Origin of the sequence: Brachybacterium sp. SGAir0954 (genome assembly GCF_005490785.1) — a bacterium.
Lineage (GTDB): Bacteria > Actinomycetota > Actinomycetes > Actinomycetales > Dermabacteraceae > Brachybacterium > Brachybacterium rhamnosum.
In genome coordinates this window covers 2,071,955-2,089,576 of the sequence record NZ_CP027295.1, presented here as the reverse complement: position 1 = coordinate 2,089,576, position 17,622 = coordinate 2,071,955, and the positions used below count along the sequence as shown (strand labels likewise).

At 74.1% G+C, this 17,622-nt stretch carries 16 protein-coding genes; 3 read left to right on the top strand and 13 right to left on the bottom strand.

The window, feature by feature from the left end:
* Positions 1–2: 2 nt before the first annotated feature.
* Positions 3–299, bottom strand: a complete 297-nt coding sequence (gene gatC, locus C1N80_RS09390; protein ID WP_137770515.1) for an Asp-tRNA(Asn)/Glu-tRNA(Gln) amidotransferase subunit GatC — start codon at positions 297–299, stop codon at positions 3–5.
* Positions 300–345: 46 nt separating this feature from the next.
* Positions 346–1,173 (bottom strand): N-acetyltransferase, encoded by an 828-nt coding sequence (locus tag C1N80_RS09385; protein ID WP_168198076.1) that lies wholly within the window; start codon positions 1,171–1,173, stop codon positions 346–348.
* Positions 1,174–1,264: 91 nt separating this feature from the next.
* Between C1N80_RS09385 and C1N80_RS09380 the strand changes: the two genes are divergently transcribed.
* Both C1N80_RS09380 and C1N80_RS09375 read left to right on the top strand, forming a co-directional pair.
* On the top strand, positions 1,265–1,519 hold the full coding sequence (locus C1N80_RS09380) for a hypothetical protein (RefSeq protein ID WP_137770513.1): 255 nt from the start codon (positions 1,265–1,267) through the stop codon (positions 1,517–1,519).
* A gap of 125 nt (positions 1,520–1,644) precedes the next feature.
* Positions 1,645–3,861, top strand: a complete 2,217-nt coding sequence (locus tag C1N80_RS09375) for a RecQ family ATP-dependent DNA helicase (protein ID WP_137770512.1) — start codon at positions 1,645–1,647, stop codon at positions 3,859–3,861.
* Positions 3,862–3,874: 13 nt separating this feature from the next.
* Here the strand turns inward: C1N80_RS09375 and C1N80_RS09370 are convergent, their stop codons facing one another.
* The 3 genes from C1N80_RS09370 to C1N80_RS09360 form a co-directional block, all read right to left on the bottom strand.
* Positions 3,875–5,047 (bottom strand): hypothetical protein, encoded by a 1,173-nt coding sequence (locus C1N80_RS09370; RefSeq protein WP_205750636.1) that lies wholly within the window; start codon positions 5,045–5,047, stop codon positions 3,875–3,877.
* A gap of 121 nt (positions 5,048–5,168) precedes the next feature.
* Positions 5,169–6,119, bottom strand: a complete 951-nt coding sequence (locus C1N80_RS09365) for a dihydrodipicolinate synthase family protein (protein ID WP_137770511.1) — start codon at positions 6,117–6,119, stop codon at positions 5,169–5,171.
* The gene (locus tag C1N80_RS09360) at positions 6,116–8,710 is read right to left on the bottom strand and encodes an NAD-dependent DNA ligase LigA (RefSeq protein WP_137770510.1); all 2,595 of its coding nucleotides are present in this window, start codon (positions 8,708–8,710) and stop codon (positions 6,116–6,118) included. The genes C1N80_RS09365 and C1N80_RS09360 overlap by 4 nt, the downstream gene beginning before the upstream one ends.
* A 77-nt stretch (positions 8,711–8,787) precedes the next feature.
* Here C1N80_RS09360 and C1N80_RS09355 point away from each other — a divergent pair, with 77 nt between their 5' ends.
* Positions 8,788–9,651: a hypothetical protein gene (locus tag C1N80_RS09355; protein ID WP_137770509.1), complete on the top strand. Its 864-nt coding sequence runs from the start codon at positions 8,788–8,790 to the stop codon at positions 9,649–9,651.
* 28 nt (positions 9,652–9,679) lie between these two features.
* Here C1N80_RS09355 and C1N80_RS09350 read toward each other — a convergent pair whose 3' ends face one another.
* The 8 genes from C1N80_RS09350 to C1N80_RS09315 form a co-directional block, all read right to left on the bottom strand.
* The gene (locus tag C1N80_RS09350) at positions 9,680–10,813 is read right to left on the bottom strand and encodes a hypothetical protein (RefSeq protein WP_137770508.1); all 1,134 of its coding nucleotides are present in this window, start codon (positions 10,811–10,813) and stop codon (positions 9,680–9,682) included.
* Positions 10,810–11,901, bottom strand: a complete 1,092-nt coding sequence (gene mnmA / locus C1N80_RS09345; RefSeq protein WP_137770507.1) for a tRNA 2-thiouridine(34) synthase MnmA — start codon at positions 11,899–11,901, stop codon at positions 10,810–10,812. The genes C1N80_RS09350 and mnmA overlap by 4 nt, the downstream gene beginning before the upstream one ends.
* Positions 11,902–11,994: 93 nt before the next feature.
* Positions 11,995–13,221, bottom strand: coding sequence for a cysteine desulfurase family protein (locus C1N80_RS09340; RefSeq protein WP_137770506.1), 1,227 nt, complete (start codon positions 13,219–13,221; stop codon positions 11,995–11,997).
* On the bottom strand, positions 13,215–14,195 hold the full coding sequence (locus C1N80_RS09335; protein ID WP_240811080.1) for a hypothetical protein: 981 nt from the start codon (positions 14,193–14,195) through the stop codon (positions 13,215–13,217). The genes C1N80_RS09340 and C1N80_RS09335 overlap by 7 nt, the downstream gene beginning before the upstream one ends.
* Positions 14,192–15,196, bottom strand: a complete 1,005-nt coding sequence (locus C1N80_RS09330) for a VWA domain-containing protein (RefSeq protein ID WP_240811079.1) — start codon at positions 15,194–15,196, stop codon at positions 14,192–14,194. Before C1N80_RS09330 ends, C1N80_RS09335 begins: the two co-directional genes overlap by 4 nt.
* Positions 15,193–16,215: a VWA domain-containing protein gene (locus tag C1N80_RS09325; RefSeq protein WP_137770505.1), complete on the bottom strand. Its 1,023-nt coding sequence runs from the start codon at positions 16,213–16,215 to the stop codon at positions 15,193–15,195. Before C1N80_RS09325 ends, C1N80_RS09330 begins: the two co-directional genes overlap by 4 nt.
* Positions 16,206–16,718: a hypothetical protein gene (locus C1N80_RS09320; protein ID WP_137770504.1), complete on the bottom strand. Its 513-nt coding sequence runs from the start codon at positions 16,716–16,718 to the stop codon at positions 16,206–16,208. The genes C1N80_RS09325 and C1N80_RS09320 overlap by 10 nt, the downstream gene beginning before the upstream one ends.
* Positions 16,705–17,601, bottom strand: a complete 897-nt coding sequence (locus tag C1N80_RS09315; RefSeq protein WP_137770503.1) for a DUF58 domain-containing protein — start codon at positions 17,599–17,601, stop codon at positions 16,705–16,707. The genes C1N80_RS09320 and C1N80_RS09315 overlap by 14 nt, the downstream gene beginning before the upstream one ends.
* Positions 17,602–17,622 lie beyond the last annotated feature (21 nt).

Here is a 17,622-nt window from a genome sequence, read left to right as displayed (position 1 = left end):
GGTCACTCCTCCCCCAGGATCTGCGGCACGGCGAAACGGCCGTCCTCCGCCTGGGGCGCGGCGGCGAGGGCCTGCTCCTGCGTGAGGGTGTCCGTGACGACGTCCTCGCGGTACACGTTCGTCATGGGGATGGGGTGGCTGGTTGCGGGGACGTCGGCCGTGGCGACCTCGGACACGGAGGCGACAGCGTCCATGATGGCGTCGAACTCGCCGGACAGGCGGTCGACCTCCTCATCGGTGAGCTGGATCCGTGCGAGGTCGGCGAGGCGTGCGACGTCGTCTCGTCCGATCGAAGGCATGGGGACAGTCTAGGCCGCGACGCCCGCGCAGCCGGACCGTCGCCGTTCAGGCGCGGCGGAGGTAGTGGTACTCGCCGCCCGCGTGGAAACAGGCGCCCCGGTAGAGGGCGCGGGCGGCGGCGTTGCGCTCCTCGACCTCGAGCAGGGCGTGGCCGGCGCCCTGGACGGCCGCGAGCGCGAGCAGGGAGCCGACGACGGCGCGGCCCAGCCCGTGGCGGCGGTGGGCGGGGTCCACGGCGATCGCGTCGAGCACCGCGACGGTGCGTCGGCCCTGGGTGACGAGGGCGGCGCGGCCGACGGCGGCGTCCGCCGCGCCATCGGCCGAGGGCAGGGAGACGTAGACGGCGGGCGTGCCGGCCATGAGGTCGCGCGTGGTCTCCCGGGCGCCCTCCTCGGGCCGCGGGGAGAGGCGCCAGGAGGCGGCGAGCCAGTCCTCGTCCGGGGCGCCCACGAGGATCCGGGCGCCGGGGTGCGGCGCGGTCCCGGCGGCTGGGAGCTCGCGCTGCTGGACGAGCGTGTGCCCCTCGGGGACGTAGCCGCGGGCCAGGAGCAGCTCCCACAGCGGGCCGTGCTCGAGGCGCGGAGCCGTGAACAGGCGGAAGGTGGGGGTCTGCCCGGCGGCCTCGGCGAGGCCCTCGAGCCGCTCGACGGCGGCGGCGAGAGCGGCGGGCTCCGCGGGCGGGTCGATCGGCACGATGCTGTTCGCACGGCGGGTGACCCCGCGCGAGCGCAGCAGCGCGAAGCCGTCCACGTCGAGGCGGGCGAGCGCGCGCCAGCCGCCCAGCAGGGACTCCACGAGGGCGGAGCCGTCGATGTCGGAATACGAGGAGGACGGAGAGGACCGGGAGGTGGGGCGGCGGGAGCGCTTCGGCATGATCACGACCCTACGCGGCGCCCGCCGACTAGACTCACCGTCCAGCCTGCGCAGCGACGCGCGGGACCGCCCGATGCCGAAGGTGGAGGACATGTCCGTCGATCCCCATGTGGACTACCACTCGCACGACCCGAAGGACGAGGAGCCGCTCTCCGACAACCCCGCGATCCGGGAGGCGCAGCTGCACGAGCGGCGCATGCGCCGGGCGCTGGCCTCGAAGGAGGACCCGATGCACGACGACGAGTCCACCGTCGAGCGGATGCGCCGCCAGGCCGCGGAGGACGAGGAGGCCGAGCGCACGCGCGAGGAGACCGAGCGGGACGCGGGCCCCGGCTACGACATCTGAGAGGACCGTCCCGGCCGACGGACGGCCGCCCGCGCCGGTGAACAGCCGTTCCTCCCCACACCGCCGGCGTCCACCGAGGGGTCCTGCCGCCGCCGCACGTCGGGGAGGACCGGCACACTGGGGGCATGTCTGCACCGTCCTCCCCCGCCGTCCGCGATGACCATGACGCTCTGCACGAGGAGGCCCTCGCGGGGCTGAGGGCGCTCACCGGCCGGGAGGACGCCCGGTTCCATGAGGGGCAGTTCGAGGCGATCGAGGCGATCGTCGCGGAGCACCGGCGGGTGCTCGTCGTCCAGCGCACCGGCTGGGGGAAGTCCGCCGTCTACTTCCTCGCCGCGCTGCTGCAGCGCCACCGGGGGGCCGGTCCGGCGCTGATCATCTCCCCGCTCATCGCGCTCATGCGGGACCAGGTCGCCGCGGCCCACCGCGCCGGGGTGCGCGCCGAGGCGATCAGCTCCGCGAACCCCACCGAGTGGCGTGACATCGAGGACGGCCTCGCGGCCGACGCGATCGACGTCCTGCTGGTCTCCCCCGAGCGCCTGGTCAACCCGCGCTTCCGCGAGGAGCAGCTGCCGCGCCTGGTGGACCGCTGCGGGCTGCTCGTGATCGACGAGGCCCACTGCATCTCCGACTGGGGCCACGACTTCCGGCCCGACTACCGCCGGTTGCGGGATCTCGTCACCGAGCTCGGCGGGCACGTGCCCGTCCTCGCCACGACCGCCACCGCGAACTCCCGCGTGGTCGCCGACGTCGCCGAGCAGCTCGGCACCGGCGAGACGGGCGCGGAGGTGCTCACCCTGCGCGGCTCCCTCACCCGCGAGTCGCTGCGGCTCGGCTCGCTGAGCCTGGAGGACGACCGGCAGCGGCTGGACTACCTGGTGCGCCACCTGGACTCCTTCGAGGGCTCCGGGATCATCTACGCGCTGACCGTCTCCGCCGCGGAGGATCTCGCCTCCCTGCTGGACCGGCCGGGGCGGCGCGTGCGCGCCTACACCGGGCGCACCGACCCCGAGGAGCGGGCCGAGCTCGAGCAGGCGCTCAAGGACAACGAGGTCAAGGCGCTCGCCGCGACGAGCGCGCTGGGGATGGGCTTCGACAAGCCGGACCTCGGCTTCGTGATCCATCTCGGGGCGCCCTCCTCCCCCGTCGCCTACTACCAGCAGGTGGGCCGCGCGGGGCGCGCGACCGACCGGGCGGACGTGCTCCTGCTGCCAGGCCGGGAGGACCGCGCGATCTGGGAGTACTTCGCGACCTCCTCGATGCCCTCGCAGGAGAGCGCCTCGCAGGTGCTCACCGCCCTCGCGGAGTCCGGGGCGCCGCTGAGCACCCCGGCGCTCGAGGCGCGGGTGGACGTGCGCCGCAGCGCGCTCGAGCTGCTGCTCAAGGTGCTCGCCGTCGACGGCGCGGTGCAGAACGTCAAGGGCGGCTGGATCGCGACCGGGGCACCCTGGCACTACGACGCCGAGCGCTACGCGACCGTGGCCCGCGCGCGCCGGGAGGAGCAGCAGGCCATGCTCGAGTACGAGCGCCTCGCGGGCGGCCCCGAGCAGTGCCGGATGGTGTTCCTCGCCCGGCAGCTCGACGACGCGACCGCAGAGCCCTGCGGCCGCTGCGACGTATGCGCCGGGCCGTGGTTCCCCACCCCCGACGCCCCGGCCTCCGGTGCCGACGGCTCCGAGGGTGCCGAGGGCGCCGATGCGCGCGTCGCGGCCCTGCTCGACCGGGTCGGGGTGCCGGTCGAGCCGCGGGCGAGCTGGCCCTCGGGCCTGGACCGTCTGCTGGGGGCGGGCGCCCCCAAGGGACGCATCCCGGAGGGCGAGCGTGCCGCGGAGGGGCGGGTCATCGCCCGCATGTCCGACCTCGGCTGGGCGGTCCCGCTGCGGGAGCTCCTGCGCACGGACGAGGACGGCCGCCCCGTGGACGACGTCGTGCCCGAGCGGATCGGCTCCCGGATCGTCGAGGTGCTGAAGGACTGGGACTGGGCGCAGCGGCCCGCGGCGGTCGTCGCCGTCCCCTCGAGCACGCGGCCCCGGCTGGTGGGCTCGCTCGCCGCGGGGATCGCGGGGATCGGCCGGCTCGAGGACCTCGGCGCCCTCGACCTCGCCGCGGGCGCCGGCCCGCTGCGGGGCGGCGGGAACAGCGCCTTCCGCGTCGCGGACCTGTGGGAGCGCTTCACCGTGGGCGAGCAGCTGCAGGCCCGGCTCGAGCAGCTCGACGGTGCACCGGTCCTGCTGGTCGACGACGTGATCGACACCCGCTGGACCATGGCGGTCGCGGCGCGCCTGCTGCGCCGTGCGGGCTCCGGGCCCGTGCTGCCGCTCGCGCTCGCGCAGCAGGCGTGAGCGCCGCGGAAGGTCAGCTGTAGCCGCTCTGCTCCACGGCGAACACCGCACGGAACCCCTCGCCCTCGGTGAGGGACCACAGGAGGTCGGGGCCGTCCGCGTCCTCCCAGTAGCTCAGCGACTGTCCCCAGGAGACCCAGGGATAGGTGGTGAGCGCTCCCTCGCCGGGCCAGTGGGAGAGGGTCTTCCGGCGGGAGCTGTTGAACCACCAGCGCCCGTTGTGGGAGCCGACGCCGTTGAGGTTGTGCAGCGGCACCTCGAGCGCCTCGCTCGCGGTCGTGGACCGGGCGAAGGTGGGGCCGCCCTGCTGGAAGCCGAAGCGAACGGCACGGGTGGTGCCCGTGGGGTGGTCGTCGCAGTCCTCGCAGCGGTACTCGGTCATGACGATCGACCGGGTCACGCGGTCCAGCGAGATCGTCGACCACACGAGCGGCGCGGTGCCCGCGTCCACCTCCGAGGAGATCGTCCCGACCTGCGGCAGGGCGTAGGCGTAGTTGTGCGCGTAGAAGGTCCCGCCCACGCGACCGATCTGGTCCTTCGTACCGCCGGTGTCGGTGGTGAGGATCCTGCTCATGTCGAACACCCGCATCCCGCCGGGCTTCGCCGCGGAGTCCGCGACGTAGAGCAGGTCCCCGTACCAGGCGATCCCGCCGGCGTGGATCTCCACGTCACGGAAGCTGGGCTCCTCCGCGGTCCCGGTCGGCTCGACGAGCAGGATCCGCCGATAGGCGTCGGGATGGTCCGCGTCCCAGTCGATGAGGTTGATGCGGCTGGACTTCGGGGAGTTGTTGTAGAAGCTGACGGCGATCACCTGGCGCCCGTCGTAGCGACCGTTCCCCGCGGTGCCCACCGCGTCGCGGCTCGTGGCGATCCCCTGCGGGAAGGCGTCGGGGTCGTTCTCGTCGCTCGTGGCGAAGCGGAACCCGTGGACCTGCGTGTCGATCACCGTGGCGGGAGTGCGCTCGTGGTTGGCGTGGTCCATCACCTCGCTGACGCTCGCCCGACCGGCCTGCTCCAGCAGCGCCTCGACCCGTGCGGTGAAGGACGTGTAGTCGGCGGTCAGGCGGAAGGCGGCTGGATCCACCGTCGCGGGCGCCGGGGCGGCCTGGGCGGGAGCGATCGCCGCCCCGGTCGCGGCGACGGCCCCGAGCAGACCGGCGCCGCGCAGCAGCGCGCGTCGGTCCACACCGGGGCCAGAGGGCTGCGGGTGAGGGGCCGTGGACCGGCCGGGACGGTGTGCGGGACGTGGGGCGCTCACGGGTGAGCAGCCTTCCTGTCGGGTGCGAGGTGCGTTACACACCGTTCCATCAGCCGTGGGCGATGTCGAGACCGTCGGCCCTCTCGTCCCCGGACGCCGCGAGCGCGGCGAGCCCGTCGGCCACCCGGGCGCGCCCGGCGGCGTCGAGACCGCGCAGCGGGCGTGGGAGGGGATCCTCCCCGACCAGCCCGCGCTGCACGGCGATCTCCGCGATCACGCGCACGCTCCCGCCGTGCTCCGCGAACAGGGAGAAGAAGCCGTCCAGGTGGGCCGCGAGGGCGCGCGCCTCCTCGTCCCGTCCCGCCTCGTGCGCGCGGACGATCGCCATGGTCTGCTCGGGCAGCACCCCGCCGATCGCGGAGAACCACAGGTCGCAGCCCGCCTCGAGGCCCACCGCGCCGACGGCGTCGCCGGAGACGCCCACCCGCACGTGCTCCGGGACCGCGGAGCGCACCTGGGCGACCCGCTCGCGCGCCGCGGGGAGCGCCGCGGGAACCGGCGGGATCTTGATCCCCGCGACGGCCGGCAGCGCCGCGACCTCGGCGTGGAGCTCCGGGGTGAAGGTCACGTGTGTGGTGCCGGGGTTGTCGTAGACCACGAGCGGGACGGACAGCTCCGCGGCGACGTCGGAGAACAGCCCCACCACCTCGGGATCGGCGAGCGGGTGGTAGCTGACGGGAGCGAGGAGCACGCCGCCCGCCCCGGCGGTCTGGGCGTCCTCGGCGAGCGCGAGCACGTCCGCCGTGGCGAGGGCGCCGATCCCGGCGAGGACCGGCACGCCCTCGGAGGCGGCGACGGCGACCTCGATCGCGCGGCGTCGCACGTCCCGGGGCAGGTACGGGTACACCCCCGTCGAGCCGAGCACGCCGATCGACGCGGGGCCCGCCTCGACGATGCTCCGCACGAGGGCGGTGAGGGCATGCTCGTCGAGGGCGCCGTCCCGCAGCGGGGTGAGAGGGAAGGCGCTGAGCCCCCGCAGCCAGGTCGCCTCCGCGCTCATGCCTGCTCCGCCTCGGCCCCGTCGGCGTCGTCGGGCTCCGCCTGCTCGGGCAGCCCGGCAGGCCCCTGCTCGAGCAGGATCGTGAAGCCGGCCTCGTCCAGGATCCGCAGGCCCAGGTCCCGGGCCTTGGTCTCCTTGGAGCCGGCGTTCTCCCCCACCACCACGAAGTCGGTCTTCTTCGAGACGGAGCCGGAGGCCTTGCCGCCGCGGGAGATGATCGCCTCCTTCGCGCCGTCGCGGGAGTAGCCCTCGAGGCCGCCGGTGACGACGACGGTGAGTCCCTCGAGGGTCTTCACGAAGCCCTCCTCGACGTCGTCCGCCATGCGCACGCCGGACGCGGCCCAGGCATCGACGATCTCCCCGTGCCAGTCCACGGCGAACCACTCGCGCAGGCTCTCGGCGATGATGCCGCCCACGCCGTCGGTCTCCGTGAGCGCCTCGAGATCCGCCGCACGGATCGCGTCCATCGTGCCGTAGGCGGTCGCGAGGGAGCGGGCCGCGGCAGGGCCCACGTGGCGGATGGACAGGGCGACGAGCACACGCCACAGCGGCTGCTCCTTCGCCTTGGCGAGCTCGTCCATGAGCTTCTGGGTGTTCGCCCCGGGCGCCGCGGGCTTGGTGAGTGTCCACTCGCCGCGGGACTTGTAGTACCGCCACTGGGGGCGGGACCAGAAGGCGGGCACGAGCTGCCAGTCCCCCGTCGGCTCCCCGTTCCGCCGCAGGGGCTGCCAGACGGCGACCTCCTCCAGCTGCTCGGGGGTGAGGTCGAAGAGGTTCGCCCCGGTCGTGACGACGGGCTGCTGCGGGGCGGGCAGCATACCGGCGGTCTCCTCGGTGATGCGGAGCATGGGGACGCCGTCGTTGCCCTGCGTCTCCTTGCCGCCCCGGACCGTCACGAAGACCGGGGAGTCGAACTCCTCCTCGCGACGCAGCGGCAGGTAGATCGCGTGCCCGGCGCGCAGGGCGGCGAGGGCCTCCTCGCGCCGTCCCTCCGGGTCGGTGAGCGCGATCGCGCTCTCCTCGCCGAGGGTCTCGATGTCGAAGCCGCCGCGGGAGGCGGCGTGCTCGACGCGGCCCGTCACCTGGGCGGGGCAGTCGCGCGTGTTGGGGCAGCGCCAGTCCTTGTCGCCCTCCTTCTCGGGGCGGATCTCCGTGCCGCAGGAGGGACAGCGCTCGGGCATGACGAAGGGCGTCTCGGAGCCGTCGCGCAGGGCGTCCACCGGGCCCAGGATCTCGGGGATCACGTCGCCGGCCTTGCGCAGCACGACCATGTCCCCGATGAGCACGCCCTTGCGCTCGACCTCGAACTGGTTGTGCAGCGTCGCCTTCTCGACCGTGGACCCGGCGACCTGCACGGGCTCCATGACGCCGAAGGGGGTGACCCGGCCGGTGCGGCCCACCTGCACCTGGATGTCGATGAGGCGGGTGGTGACCTCCTCCGGCGGGTACTTGAAGGCGATCGCCCAGCGCGGGGCGCGGGAGGTGGAGCCCAGGCGACGCTGCTGCGCGAAGTGGTCGACCTTCACGACGATGCCGTCGATCTCGTGCTCGACGTCGTGGCGGTGCTCGCCGTGGTGCTCGACGTAGGCGACGACCTCGTCGATCGAGGTGACGACGTCCTTGTAGCGGCTCGTGGGCAGGCCCCAGGAGGCGAGGAGGTCGTAGATCTCGCTCTGGGAGCCGACGGGCGGATCGGGCCAGGCGCCGAGGCCGTGGACGGTGAGCCTCAGCGCCCCGAGGCGCGCCTCCCCCGCCTCGCGCTCGAGGCCCTCCTTCTTCTCGAGCTGCTGGCGCAGGCCGCCCGCGGCGGTGTTGCGGGGGTTCGCGAAGGTCGGGAAGCGACGGGTCGCGGCGAGCTGCTCGCGCTCCTCGTCGAAGGGCCGGGAGGTGGCCAGGCGGGACTCCCAGCGGGTGCGGGACTCGGCGACGGCGCGCTCGCGCAGCTCGACCTGGAGATCGTTGAGTCGGGCGAAGGCGGCGGTGGGCATGAAGACCTCCCCGCGCACCTCGACCAGGGCGGGGTGGCCCTCGCCCTCGAGGCGGCGCGGGATCCCCTCGATGCGCAGGGCGTTGGTCGTGATGTCCTCGCCGGTGCGGCCGTCGCCGCGGGTGGCGGCGGTGACGAGCTCGCCGTGCTCGTAGCGGAGGTTGATCGCGAGGCCGTCGATCTTGAGCTCCGTCAGCCAGCGCACCTCGCCGCCGATCTCCTCCACGGCGTGGGCGCACCAGTCCCGCAGCTCCTGCACGGAGAACACGTTGTCCAGGCTCTGCATGCGCTCGGCGTGGTCGATCGTCGCGAGGCCGGTGGCGGCCCGCCCGCCGACCGTCCGTGTGGGCGAGTCCTCCTTCGCGAGCTGAGGGTTCTCCTCCTCGAGCGCGCGCAGCTCCTTCTCGAGGGCGTCGTACTCGCCGTCGGTGAGGGTGGGGGCGTCGTGCTCGTAGTACTCCGCGCGCGCCTGCTCGATGCGGGCGGTCAGCTCCGCGATGCGCTCCTGCGCGTCGCGGGTCCGGGCGTCATGACCGCCGTCCTCGGGGTCGCGGGGGTCGAGCTCGGCATCGGTGCGGGGGTTCTCGTGCGTCACGCCCGTCATTGTCCTCCATGGCCCCGACGACCCTCCACCCACCCCGCTCCCCCTCGATCCCCCGTTCGCGTCGATAGGGTGCCGGGATGGAGCTGATGGAGGACGTGAGGGCCGGTGACTGGCTGCTGGCCCGCGCCGGCGGCTGGGCGCAGGTGGACGGCGTGGCCGGCACCGGCTTCGAGGCCTATGCCCGCATCCTGCACCCGGTCCCGGCGTGGCGGGTCGAACCGGCCGACACCGATTCCTGGGGGATCCCGACGACGGTCGAGGAGGGCCGTTGGCGCTGGGCGGACGTCGCCGCCCGCACGGGCGCGACCATGCATCCGCTGGTCCAGTGGCGCTCCCTGACCGGCGGCGAGCAGGATCCGGAGCTGCCCGGGGACTGGAGCGTGCAGTCCCCCGAGCAGGGGCTGTTGGACACCGACCTGCTCGCGGCGCTCACCGAGCATCTCGCCCCGGCCACCTCGACCCCGCAGCAGCTCGTCGCCGGTCTCTGGACGGGGCACGGCGAGCTGCACGACGGCGGCGTGCACTTTGTCGCGCTGGTCACCGACGGGGAGGCCCACGAGCTGCCCGACACCGCCCCGGTCACGGAGCACGCGGTGCCCCGCGACGTCCGCGCGCGGGCGCTGTCCGGTCCCTTCCTCGACTGGCCGGGTCGGGAGATGCTCCTGTTCTCCACCTCCGCGCGCGAGCTCGCCGACCCGTCCTGGCCGCGCACCGCGAGGTGGGGATGGTCCGAGGAGTGGGGTGCCGGGATGACCCCACAGCTGCTGTGGCCCGCGGGCCACGAGTGGGCGCTCGCCTCGGAGATCGACTGGGACTCGACGATCGTCGCGGGATCCGCGGAGCTCGTGGCGGCGATCCTCGCCGATCCCCGGCTCGAGGCGTTCCCCGTCGGCCCCGAGGACGCGCTCACCGAGGACAGCGACCTCGTCAACGGCTCCTGAACCGGCGCGTCGCCGGCCCTCGCGCCGGTCAGTCCGCGACGCGCTCCGCCCAGGCGGGGGCGGCGCGCAGCAGGGCGACGAGCGCGTCCTCGTCCAGCAGGTCCTCGATGGCGGGAGCCGTGGAGGGATCCGTGCGTCCCTCGTGGACGCGGTGGGAGGCGCCCGTGTGGGCGATGAGGGTGAACCCGGCGGCGTCGGACTCCGCGTAGCCCAGCTCGTGCCAGATCCGCAGCACCGCCCCGAGCTCCCGCTCCATGCCGCCGGCCGGGCGCGGGTCCACGACGAGCTCGAGCGCCACGCCCGCCTCGTGCACGTTCGCGATCTCCTCCCAGAGCGCCCGCCCGGCCCCCGCGAGGGCGGGGAGGCGGCGCGGGGCGAGGGCGAGCCGACGGGCGCCCGCGGTGCGGGCCTCCGCGATCAGCCGTGCGTCGGCGCCCACCCCGAGCGTCACCTGCGCGGGATCGAGCCCCGCGCCCGTGCGCAGGGCCTCGAGCAGGCTCTGCCAGAGCAGGGCCACACGCGCCGGCGGCACCGGGTCGTAGTGGCGGCGCCCCGAGGGGGTGGGGATCGAACCGGCGACCACGGCCGCGACGGCGTCCTCCCGCACGAGCAGGTGCGGCGCGGCGCCGGGGACCCGCTCGCGCAGGGCGTGCAGGTGCTCCGCGAGCCCCTCGGCGAGCAGCAGCGGCAGGTCCCGCACGGCGCCCGTGTCCGAGAGCGTCCGCTCCCCGGTCGCGACGAAGGTCGAGGCGGCGAGGGTCGCCGGCCCCAGCACGGTGCTCTGCAGCGGTCCCTCGTAGCCGAGCAGGGCGATGCGGGCCGCGTCGAGCATCCGACCGCGCAGGTCCGTCGCATGCGCCCAGGCCCGGCCGAGGCCCGGGCCGATCCGCCAGCCGTAGGGGGCGAGGTCCCCCGTGATGCCGGAGAGCAGGGAGAGCGTCGCGGGGAGCAGGTGGTCGGTGGGGTCCGAGCCGAGGGCGGCGGGCAGCGCGAGCCGGGTCGCGATCTGCGCATCGAGGTCGTCGCCGAGCAGGGCGCGCAGGCGCATCAGCGCGGCGAGCGGCGGATCCGCCGGCAGGTCCAGCCGCTCGATGCGGGAGGCATCGGGGGCGCGAAAGGTGCCGTCACCAGCGAGGGTGACGAGGGTCGGGGCGGGGCTCATGGGGTGCGGCGCTCCAGGGTCGCGGCGGCGAGCACGCGGTCGCCGTCGTAGAGGACGAGGGTCTGGCCGGCGGCGACACCGCGCACCGGCTGCTCGAGGTGCACCCGCAGCAGCGGGTCGCCCTCGGACGGGATCGAGGAGACCTGCGCGGGCACGGCCTCGCCGTGGGCGCGGATCTGCGCGGAGACCGCACGGCCCGGCTCGAGCTCCTCGAAGGTGACGAGGTCCGTCGCCTCGAGCTCCGTGGTGGAGAGCAGCTCGGAGGCACCGATGACGACACGACGGGAGGCGGGGTCGACGTCGACGACGTAGCGGGGCCGGCCGTCCTCCGCGGGGCGCTCCACGCCGAGACCCTTGCGCTGGCCGACGGTGAAGCCGTGGGTCCCGCGGTGGTGGCCGAGCACGGCGCCCTCGGTGTCGACGACCTCGCCGGGGGCCTCGCCGAGGCTCCGCTCGAGGAAGCCGCGGGTGTCGCCGTCGGGGATGAAGCAGATGTCGTAGCTGTCCGGCTTCGTGGAGACGCCGAGCCGGCGCTCGCGGGCCTCGGCGCGCACGGCCGCCTTGTCCTCCATCTCCCCGAGCGGGAACAGGGAGCGGGCCGCGGCCTCCGGGCCCATCACGGCGATCACGTAGGACTGGTCCTTGCGGGCGTCCCGCGAACGATGCAGCGAGGCGGCGCCGCCCGGGCCCTCGGCGCGCACGGAGGCGTAGTGGCCGGTGCAGACGGCGTCGAAGCCCAGCAGGGTGGCCCGCTCGAGGAGGGAGGCGAACTTGATGCGCTCGTTGCAGCGCACGCACGGGTTCGGGGTGCGGCCGGCGGCGTACTCGGCGAGGAAGTCCTCGACGACGAGGTCGTGGAAGTCCGCGGAGAGGTCCCACACGTAGAAGGGGATGCCGATCCGCTCCGCCGCGCGGCGGGCGTCCTCCGCGTCCTCGACCGTGCAGCAGCCGCGCGATCCGGTGCGCCGCGCCTCGCGCGAGGTCGACAGGGCCATGTGCACGCCCACCACCTCATGGCCGGCCTCGGCGGCGCGGGCCGCCGCCACGGCGGAGTCCACCCCGCCGCTCATCGCCGCGAGCACCTTCATCCCGCGCACCTCCTCCGTGTCCCGGGCGAGTCTACGGAGCCGTGCCCCGCTCCCCCGCACCGCGGAGGCGTGAGATGCGTCCAGCGTCCCGGCTCAGCGGGCGAGGGCCCCCACGGCCCGTGCGCGCCGCAGCGACTCCGGCAGCGCCGCGAGCAGCAGGTCGACGTCCTCCGCGGTGCTCGTCCACCCCAGCGAGAGCCGGAGCGCCCCGCGCGAGCGGGCCGCGTCCATGCCCATCGCCGCGAGGACGGGGCTGTGCTGGGTGACACCTGCGGAGCACGCGGACCCCGCGGAGCTGTCCACCCCGCGCTCGTCGAGCAGGAACAGCAGCGCGTCCGAGTCCGCCCCGGGGAAGACCACGTGCACGATGTGCCCGGACTGCGGGGAGTCCTCGGGGAGGGTGAAGCGGGCCTCCGGGTCGATCCGGGCGATCCCCTCCCGCATCCGCGCCGCGAGCTCCCGCAGGCGGCCCGCCTGCTCGGCCCGCTCCGCGAGCACCTCCCGCAGCGCCGCGGCGAAAGCCGCCGCGTGCGGCCCGTCGAGCGTGCCCGAGCGCACGCCGCGCTGCTGGCCGCCGCCGGTCGAGAGCGCGGCGAAGGGCACCTCGGGCCGGGCGACGAGCACGCCGACCCCCACCGGGGCGCCGATCTTGTGCCCGGTCAGCGACATGAGGTCGAGGTCCTCGAGGGCGGGGAGGTCGACGTGCCCGAGCGCCTGCACGGCGTCGGTGTGCACGAGGGTGCCGTGGCGGCGGGCCGCGGCGGCGAGGGCGGCGACGTCCTGCCGCGCCCCGGTCTCATTGTTCACGAGCGCCGCGCTGAGGACGCCGACGGCGCCGTCGGCGAGCACCTGCTCGACCGCCCCGGCGTCCAGCAGCCCCGCGGCGTCCACGGCGAGCTCGCGCGCCTCGATCGTCGGGGCGAGGGAGCGCGCGGTCGCGAGCACAGCGGGGTGGTCGGTCGCGCAGACGGCGACCGCGGTGCGGGCGGGGTCCTGCGCGAGCACGCCGAGCGGGGCGGCCCGCAGAGCGAGGTTGTCCGCCTCGGTGCCCCCGGAGGTCATGATCAGCCAGCTGCGCGGCACCCCGAGCAGCTCGCCGATCTCCTCGAGGGCGTCGTCGAGCACCGTCCGGGCGGCACGGCCCGAGGCGTGCATCGCGGAGGGGTTGCCGCGCACGGCCGCCGCGCGCAGGTACGCCTCGGCCGCGGCCGGCCGCAGGACCGTCGTCGCCGCATGGTCGAGGTAGGCGCGACGCTGCGCGCTCTCCTCAGGATCGGGCACAGCGGGATCGGGCGCGGCGGGATCGAGGGCGCTCACCATGGCTGAGACGGGTCCTCGTCGGTGCCGCCCTCGGTCTCCTCGCCCTCGCCGCCCTGGGCGTCGCGGTTGCGCTGCTCGAGCTCGTCGCCCTTGTCCGGGTCCTCCGTGGGGCCCTCGGTCGTGGCCTCCTCGGTGGGGCCGTCGCCCTCGGGGTCCTCGTGCTTCGGGGTGCCGGGGTCCATCGGCTCACCGCCCCCGGGGTCGGTGCTCTCAGAGCCGTCCTCACCGCGCGCGTCGGGGTCCTTGCCGGCCTGCTCGTCCGCCTCGCGACGCTTCTCCTTGATGCGCTCGCCGTTCTCGCCGGTGGTGCCCTCGTCCTCGTTCCCGGTGCCGCCGCCTCCGCCGCCGCCCTGGCCCTCGCCCTCACCCTCGCCGCCTCCGCCGCCGCCCGCGCACGGGGCGAGCAGCTCCTCGGCCTCGTACAGACGATCCGCCTTCTGGGTGGGATCGGTGAGCTCGTCGGCCTGGTTCTCGATGGAGATCGCGAGATTGTTGAGGATCTTGCACTGGGCGTGGGCCGGCTGGTTGAGGTCCGTGCCCGCCTCCCACGCGGAGAGCGAGGCCCGCAGCTCCTCCTCGGCCTCCGCGTCCTTCCCCTGCCGCAGCAGGTCCGTGCCCTTGGTCAGGTGCGGGAGGTAGGGCTCGAAGCGGTTGACCACCCAGACCGGCGCGAGGCGCTCGATCGCGCCCTCGTAGTCGCCGTCGCCGTACGCGGACTGGTGGTACGCCTGCGTGATCGGCATCGACACGAACTTCACCGCGAGCAGGGACAGGAAGAGGATCGGCAGCGCGAGCACCGCGAAGACGATGATCCGGGTGCGGCGCAGCCGGCGCCGGTTCAGCCCGAAGTCCGCCGGGCGGCCTCCCGCGTCCTGGTGCAGCGGGTCCCCCTCAGGCCGTCCGGACGGGCCCGACGACGGGGCCGACGGGGTCGCCGGGGTCGACGAGGGCTGATCCTGCACGGGTGCGCTCATCGCGAGGCTCCTTCGAGGTCGTGCCGGTCGAGCTTGCGGGGCAGGCGATAGGTCATCTCGCCGAGCTCCCAGATCATCAGGGCGGCGAGAGGGATCGCCGCGATCCAGTACCAGTCGCGGAAGTTCGTCGTCTCGCGGGTGGACTCGATCGGCACCGGGCGCAGCGTCACGCCGTCCATGGTGCCCTCGATCGGCTCGTCCGGCGAGGTCCGGTGCAGATAGGGCACGCCCATCTGCCCGGCGATCGTCTGCAGCTGCTTCTCGTCGATCTTCGACAGGCCCTGCTGGCCCGAGCCGTCGGTGATGTAGTCCCCGTCGTGGGCCCCGCCCTGCGCCCTCATCGGCCCGCCCTCGGCGGTGCCGTAGCCGAGCACGCCGCCGCCGTCCACGAATCCGGCGACGGCGGAGTACGGCTGGGTCTCCTTGCCGTCGGTGTTCTCCCCGTCGGAGAGCACGTAGACGAGCACCGAGGAGTCCGGGTCCTCCCGCTGGGTCTCGGTGACCGCGGTGGTCAGCGCCTGCAGCGGCCGGTCCACGTTCGAGCCCTGCGAGTAGTCGGTGGGCTCGGTGGTGAGCGTGTCGATCCAGGCCTTCGCGGCGCCCGCGTCGGTCGTCAGCGGCAGCTGCTGGGTCGCGGTCGAGTCGAAGGCGATGATCGAGTAGCGCGCCCCCTCGGTCATGCCCATGATCCGGGTCATGTCGGCCTTGACGCCCTCGAGCCGCGGCTGGTCGCCGTCGGCCCCGTAGTCCTCGGCGTTCATCGATCCGGTGCGATCCACGAGGAAGAACACGTTCGCGTCCATGCGCTGGGTCTGGCGGTCGTCGAGCGGCGTCACGGGGCGCAGGGCGACGACGAGCAGCAGAAGGACCATCAGGCAGCGCCGCAGCCAGGCCGTGCGCTGGCGCGGCCGCCGCACCAGCAGCACCACGCACAGCACGAGCATCGCGCCGAAAAGCGGGACCGCGGCCCACGGCGTGAGCAGGGGCTCGAGGCGGATCATCGCGACCTCCATCCGAGCGCGAGGACGGCCATCAGCGCGAGCAGCGTGAGCACGAACATCGGCCCGGGGTGGTCGCTGCGCACGAGCACAGGCTCCGCCCCCATCTCCTGGGCCTGGCTCTTCTGGATCTGCTGGATGATCGTCGGGATCGCCTGCGGGTCCGAGGACTGGTAGAGCTTCCCGTCATGGGACTCCGTCGCGCTGCGGAGCTCCTCGAGGCACTCGGGACCGCATTCGTAGGCGCCCGGGTAGAAGGTGAACAGCGAGATGTCCCGCGAGGTGACGGCGTCCGCCGCCTCGTCGAGCGTGAAGATCGACTCGCCGTTGACCTCGTTGTCCGTCGCGAAGATGATCGAGCGCGAGCGGTCCTCCTCCGCCTGGTCGAACAGCTGGGCGCACGAGGCGAGGCCGTCGGGCACGATCGAGGCCTGGTCCGCGACGCCGCGGGTCCCGTCGACGAAGTCGACGTACTGGCGCACCTTGTCCTCGGAGTAGTCGCGCTGGCCCAGGCGGTAGCCGAACTCGTCGAAGTCGATCGCCTCGGAGCCCTGGCGCAGCTGCTTCTCGATGAGGTCGTAGTCGTTGGTGAGCGGGAAGACCGTGCGGCTGGTCGAGTTGAAGATCGACAGCGCCACCCGCTCCCCGTCGAAGGAGTCCACGAGCTCAGCGAAGGTCGCGAGGATCTGGGTGTCGTACTCGTACATCGACCCGGAGACGTCCAGGCACAGCACGATGTCCCGCGAGGCGAAGGACGGCGTCTCCACGCGCTCGGAGGCCACCCGCCCGGAGAGCACCGAGGAGGAGAGCACACCGATCACGGTGACGCCGACGAGCGCCACCCGGAGCACGCCGGCGACCCGCTGGGCGCGCGTGAAGCTCGGGATGCGGTCCATGAATCGGCTGTTCGCGACCACCACCGGGGAGCGCCGCATCGCCCGGCGGTTCCAGAACGTGATCGCCCAGACCGCGATCGCGGCGAGCAGGAGCAGGAGGGTCACCCACCACAGGGTCATGACCATCGGCGCACCACCTCCCGGGCGCGGCGCACGGAGTCGCGCAGGGCGGTGTCCGAGGCGGCGGCGAAGTCCGGCTCGTAGAGCGCGGCGATCAGCTCGCCCACCTCGCGGGTGCGGGGGTCGGCGCGGAGCGTGCCGACATCCTGGCTCGTGACGTCGTGCCCCGTGGTGCGCCGCACGAAGCGGCGCATGATCGCGGTGAGCTCCTGGTGGCCCTCGCGGGCTTCGAGCTCCCCCGCCTCGTGGCGGTCGGCGAGGTCGTTGACCGCGCGCAGGAACTCCGCCTTCAGGGTGTCGACGTCCGTGGGCCGGGCCCGGTAGGCGATGCGCCGCTCGATGCCGCGGGTGATGCGCAGCGTGCCCACGATCAGCGCGGCCACGACGATCACGCACAGCGCCGCGAGGATCAGCCAGGCGACGGAGTACTGCGGCGGGTCGATGATCTCCGGCGGGGCGGGCTCGGCGAGCACGGTGCCCGCGGCCAGCAGGGGCTCAGGCACGGGCATGGCGGTACTCCCGGGAGCGGAGCATGGCGATCATGTCCTCGACGACGGTGGACTCCCCCTCGGTGATCACGTGCGTGAGGTGGAGGCGGTCGAGCATCTCGGTGATGCCCTCCTCACGGGCGCGGCGATAGTTCTCCACGTCCCGGCGCACGCGCTTCGAGGTGCGGGCGAGAGAGGTCAGGTCCCGCGGGTCCTCGATGTCCACCACGTCGTTCTCGAGCGCCTCCGCCTGCAGCGGGTCCGCGTCCCGGATCCGCACCACGAGCACGTCGTGGCGGGTCGTGAGACGGCGCAGCGAGGCGAAGTCCTCGACGGAGGGGTGCGCCTCGTCGGTGATGATCGTCATGAGGGTGGAGCGACTGGTGACGCGGAAGGCGCGCTCGAGCAGCCAGGCGCTGTCCGGCGCCGGGGAGCTCGCCGTGGTGCCCTGCTGGATCGAGCGCAGCAGCAGCTCGAGATGTCCGTCGCTCGAGCGCGCGGGCAGCTGCATCGGCGAGCGCTCGGAGCCGCCGACGAGCCCCACGAGGTCACCGCTGCGCTGGGCGAGGAAGCAGATGAAGCCCGCGGCCATCACGGCGGCGTCGCGCTTGGAGGTGCCGTCCGCCGCGGTCGCGGACATGGCGGAGGAGGTGTCCGCGACGATCGAGAGGTGACGCACGCGCTCCTCGTTGAACTGGCGGATGAGGGGCTCGCCGGAGCGGGCCGTCGCCTTCCAGTCGATGTCGGAGATCTTGTCCCCGGGCTGGTAGTACTTCAGGTCGTCGAAGTCCTCGCCGCTGCCCTTGAACAGGGACCGGCCGCGGCCCTGGATCAGTCCCCGGGCGCGGTGGGAGGTGTGCAGGTCCACCCGGGCCTTGACCCGGGTGATCAGCGAGGTCGCCATGGCGTGACCTCCTTCCGCGTG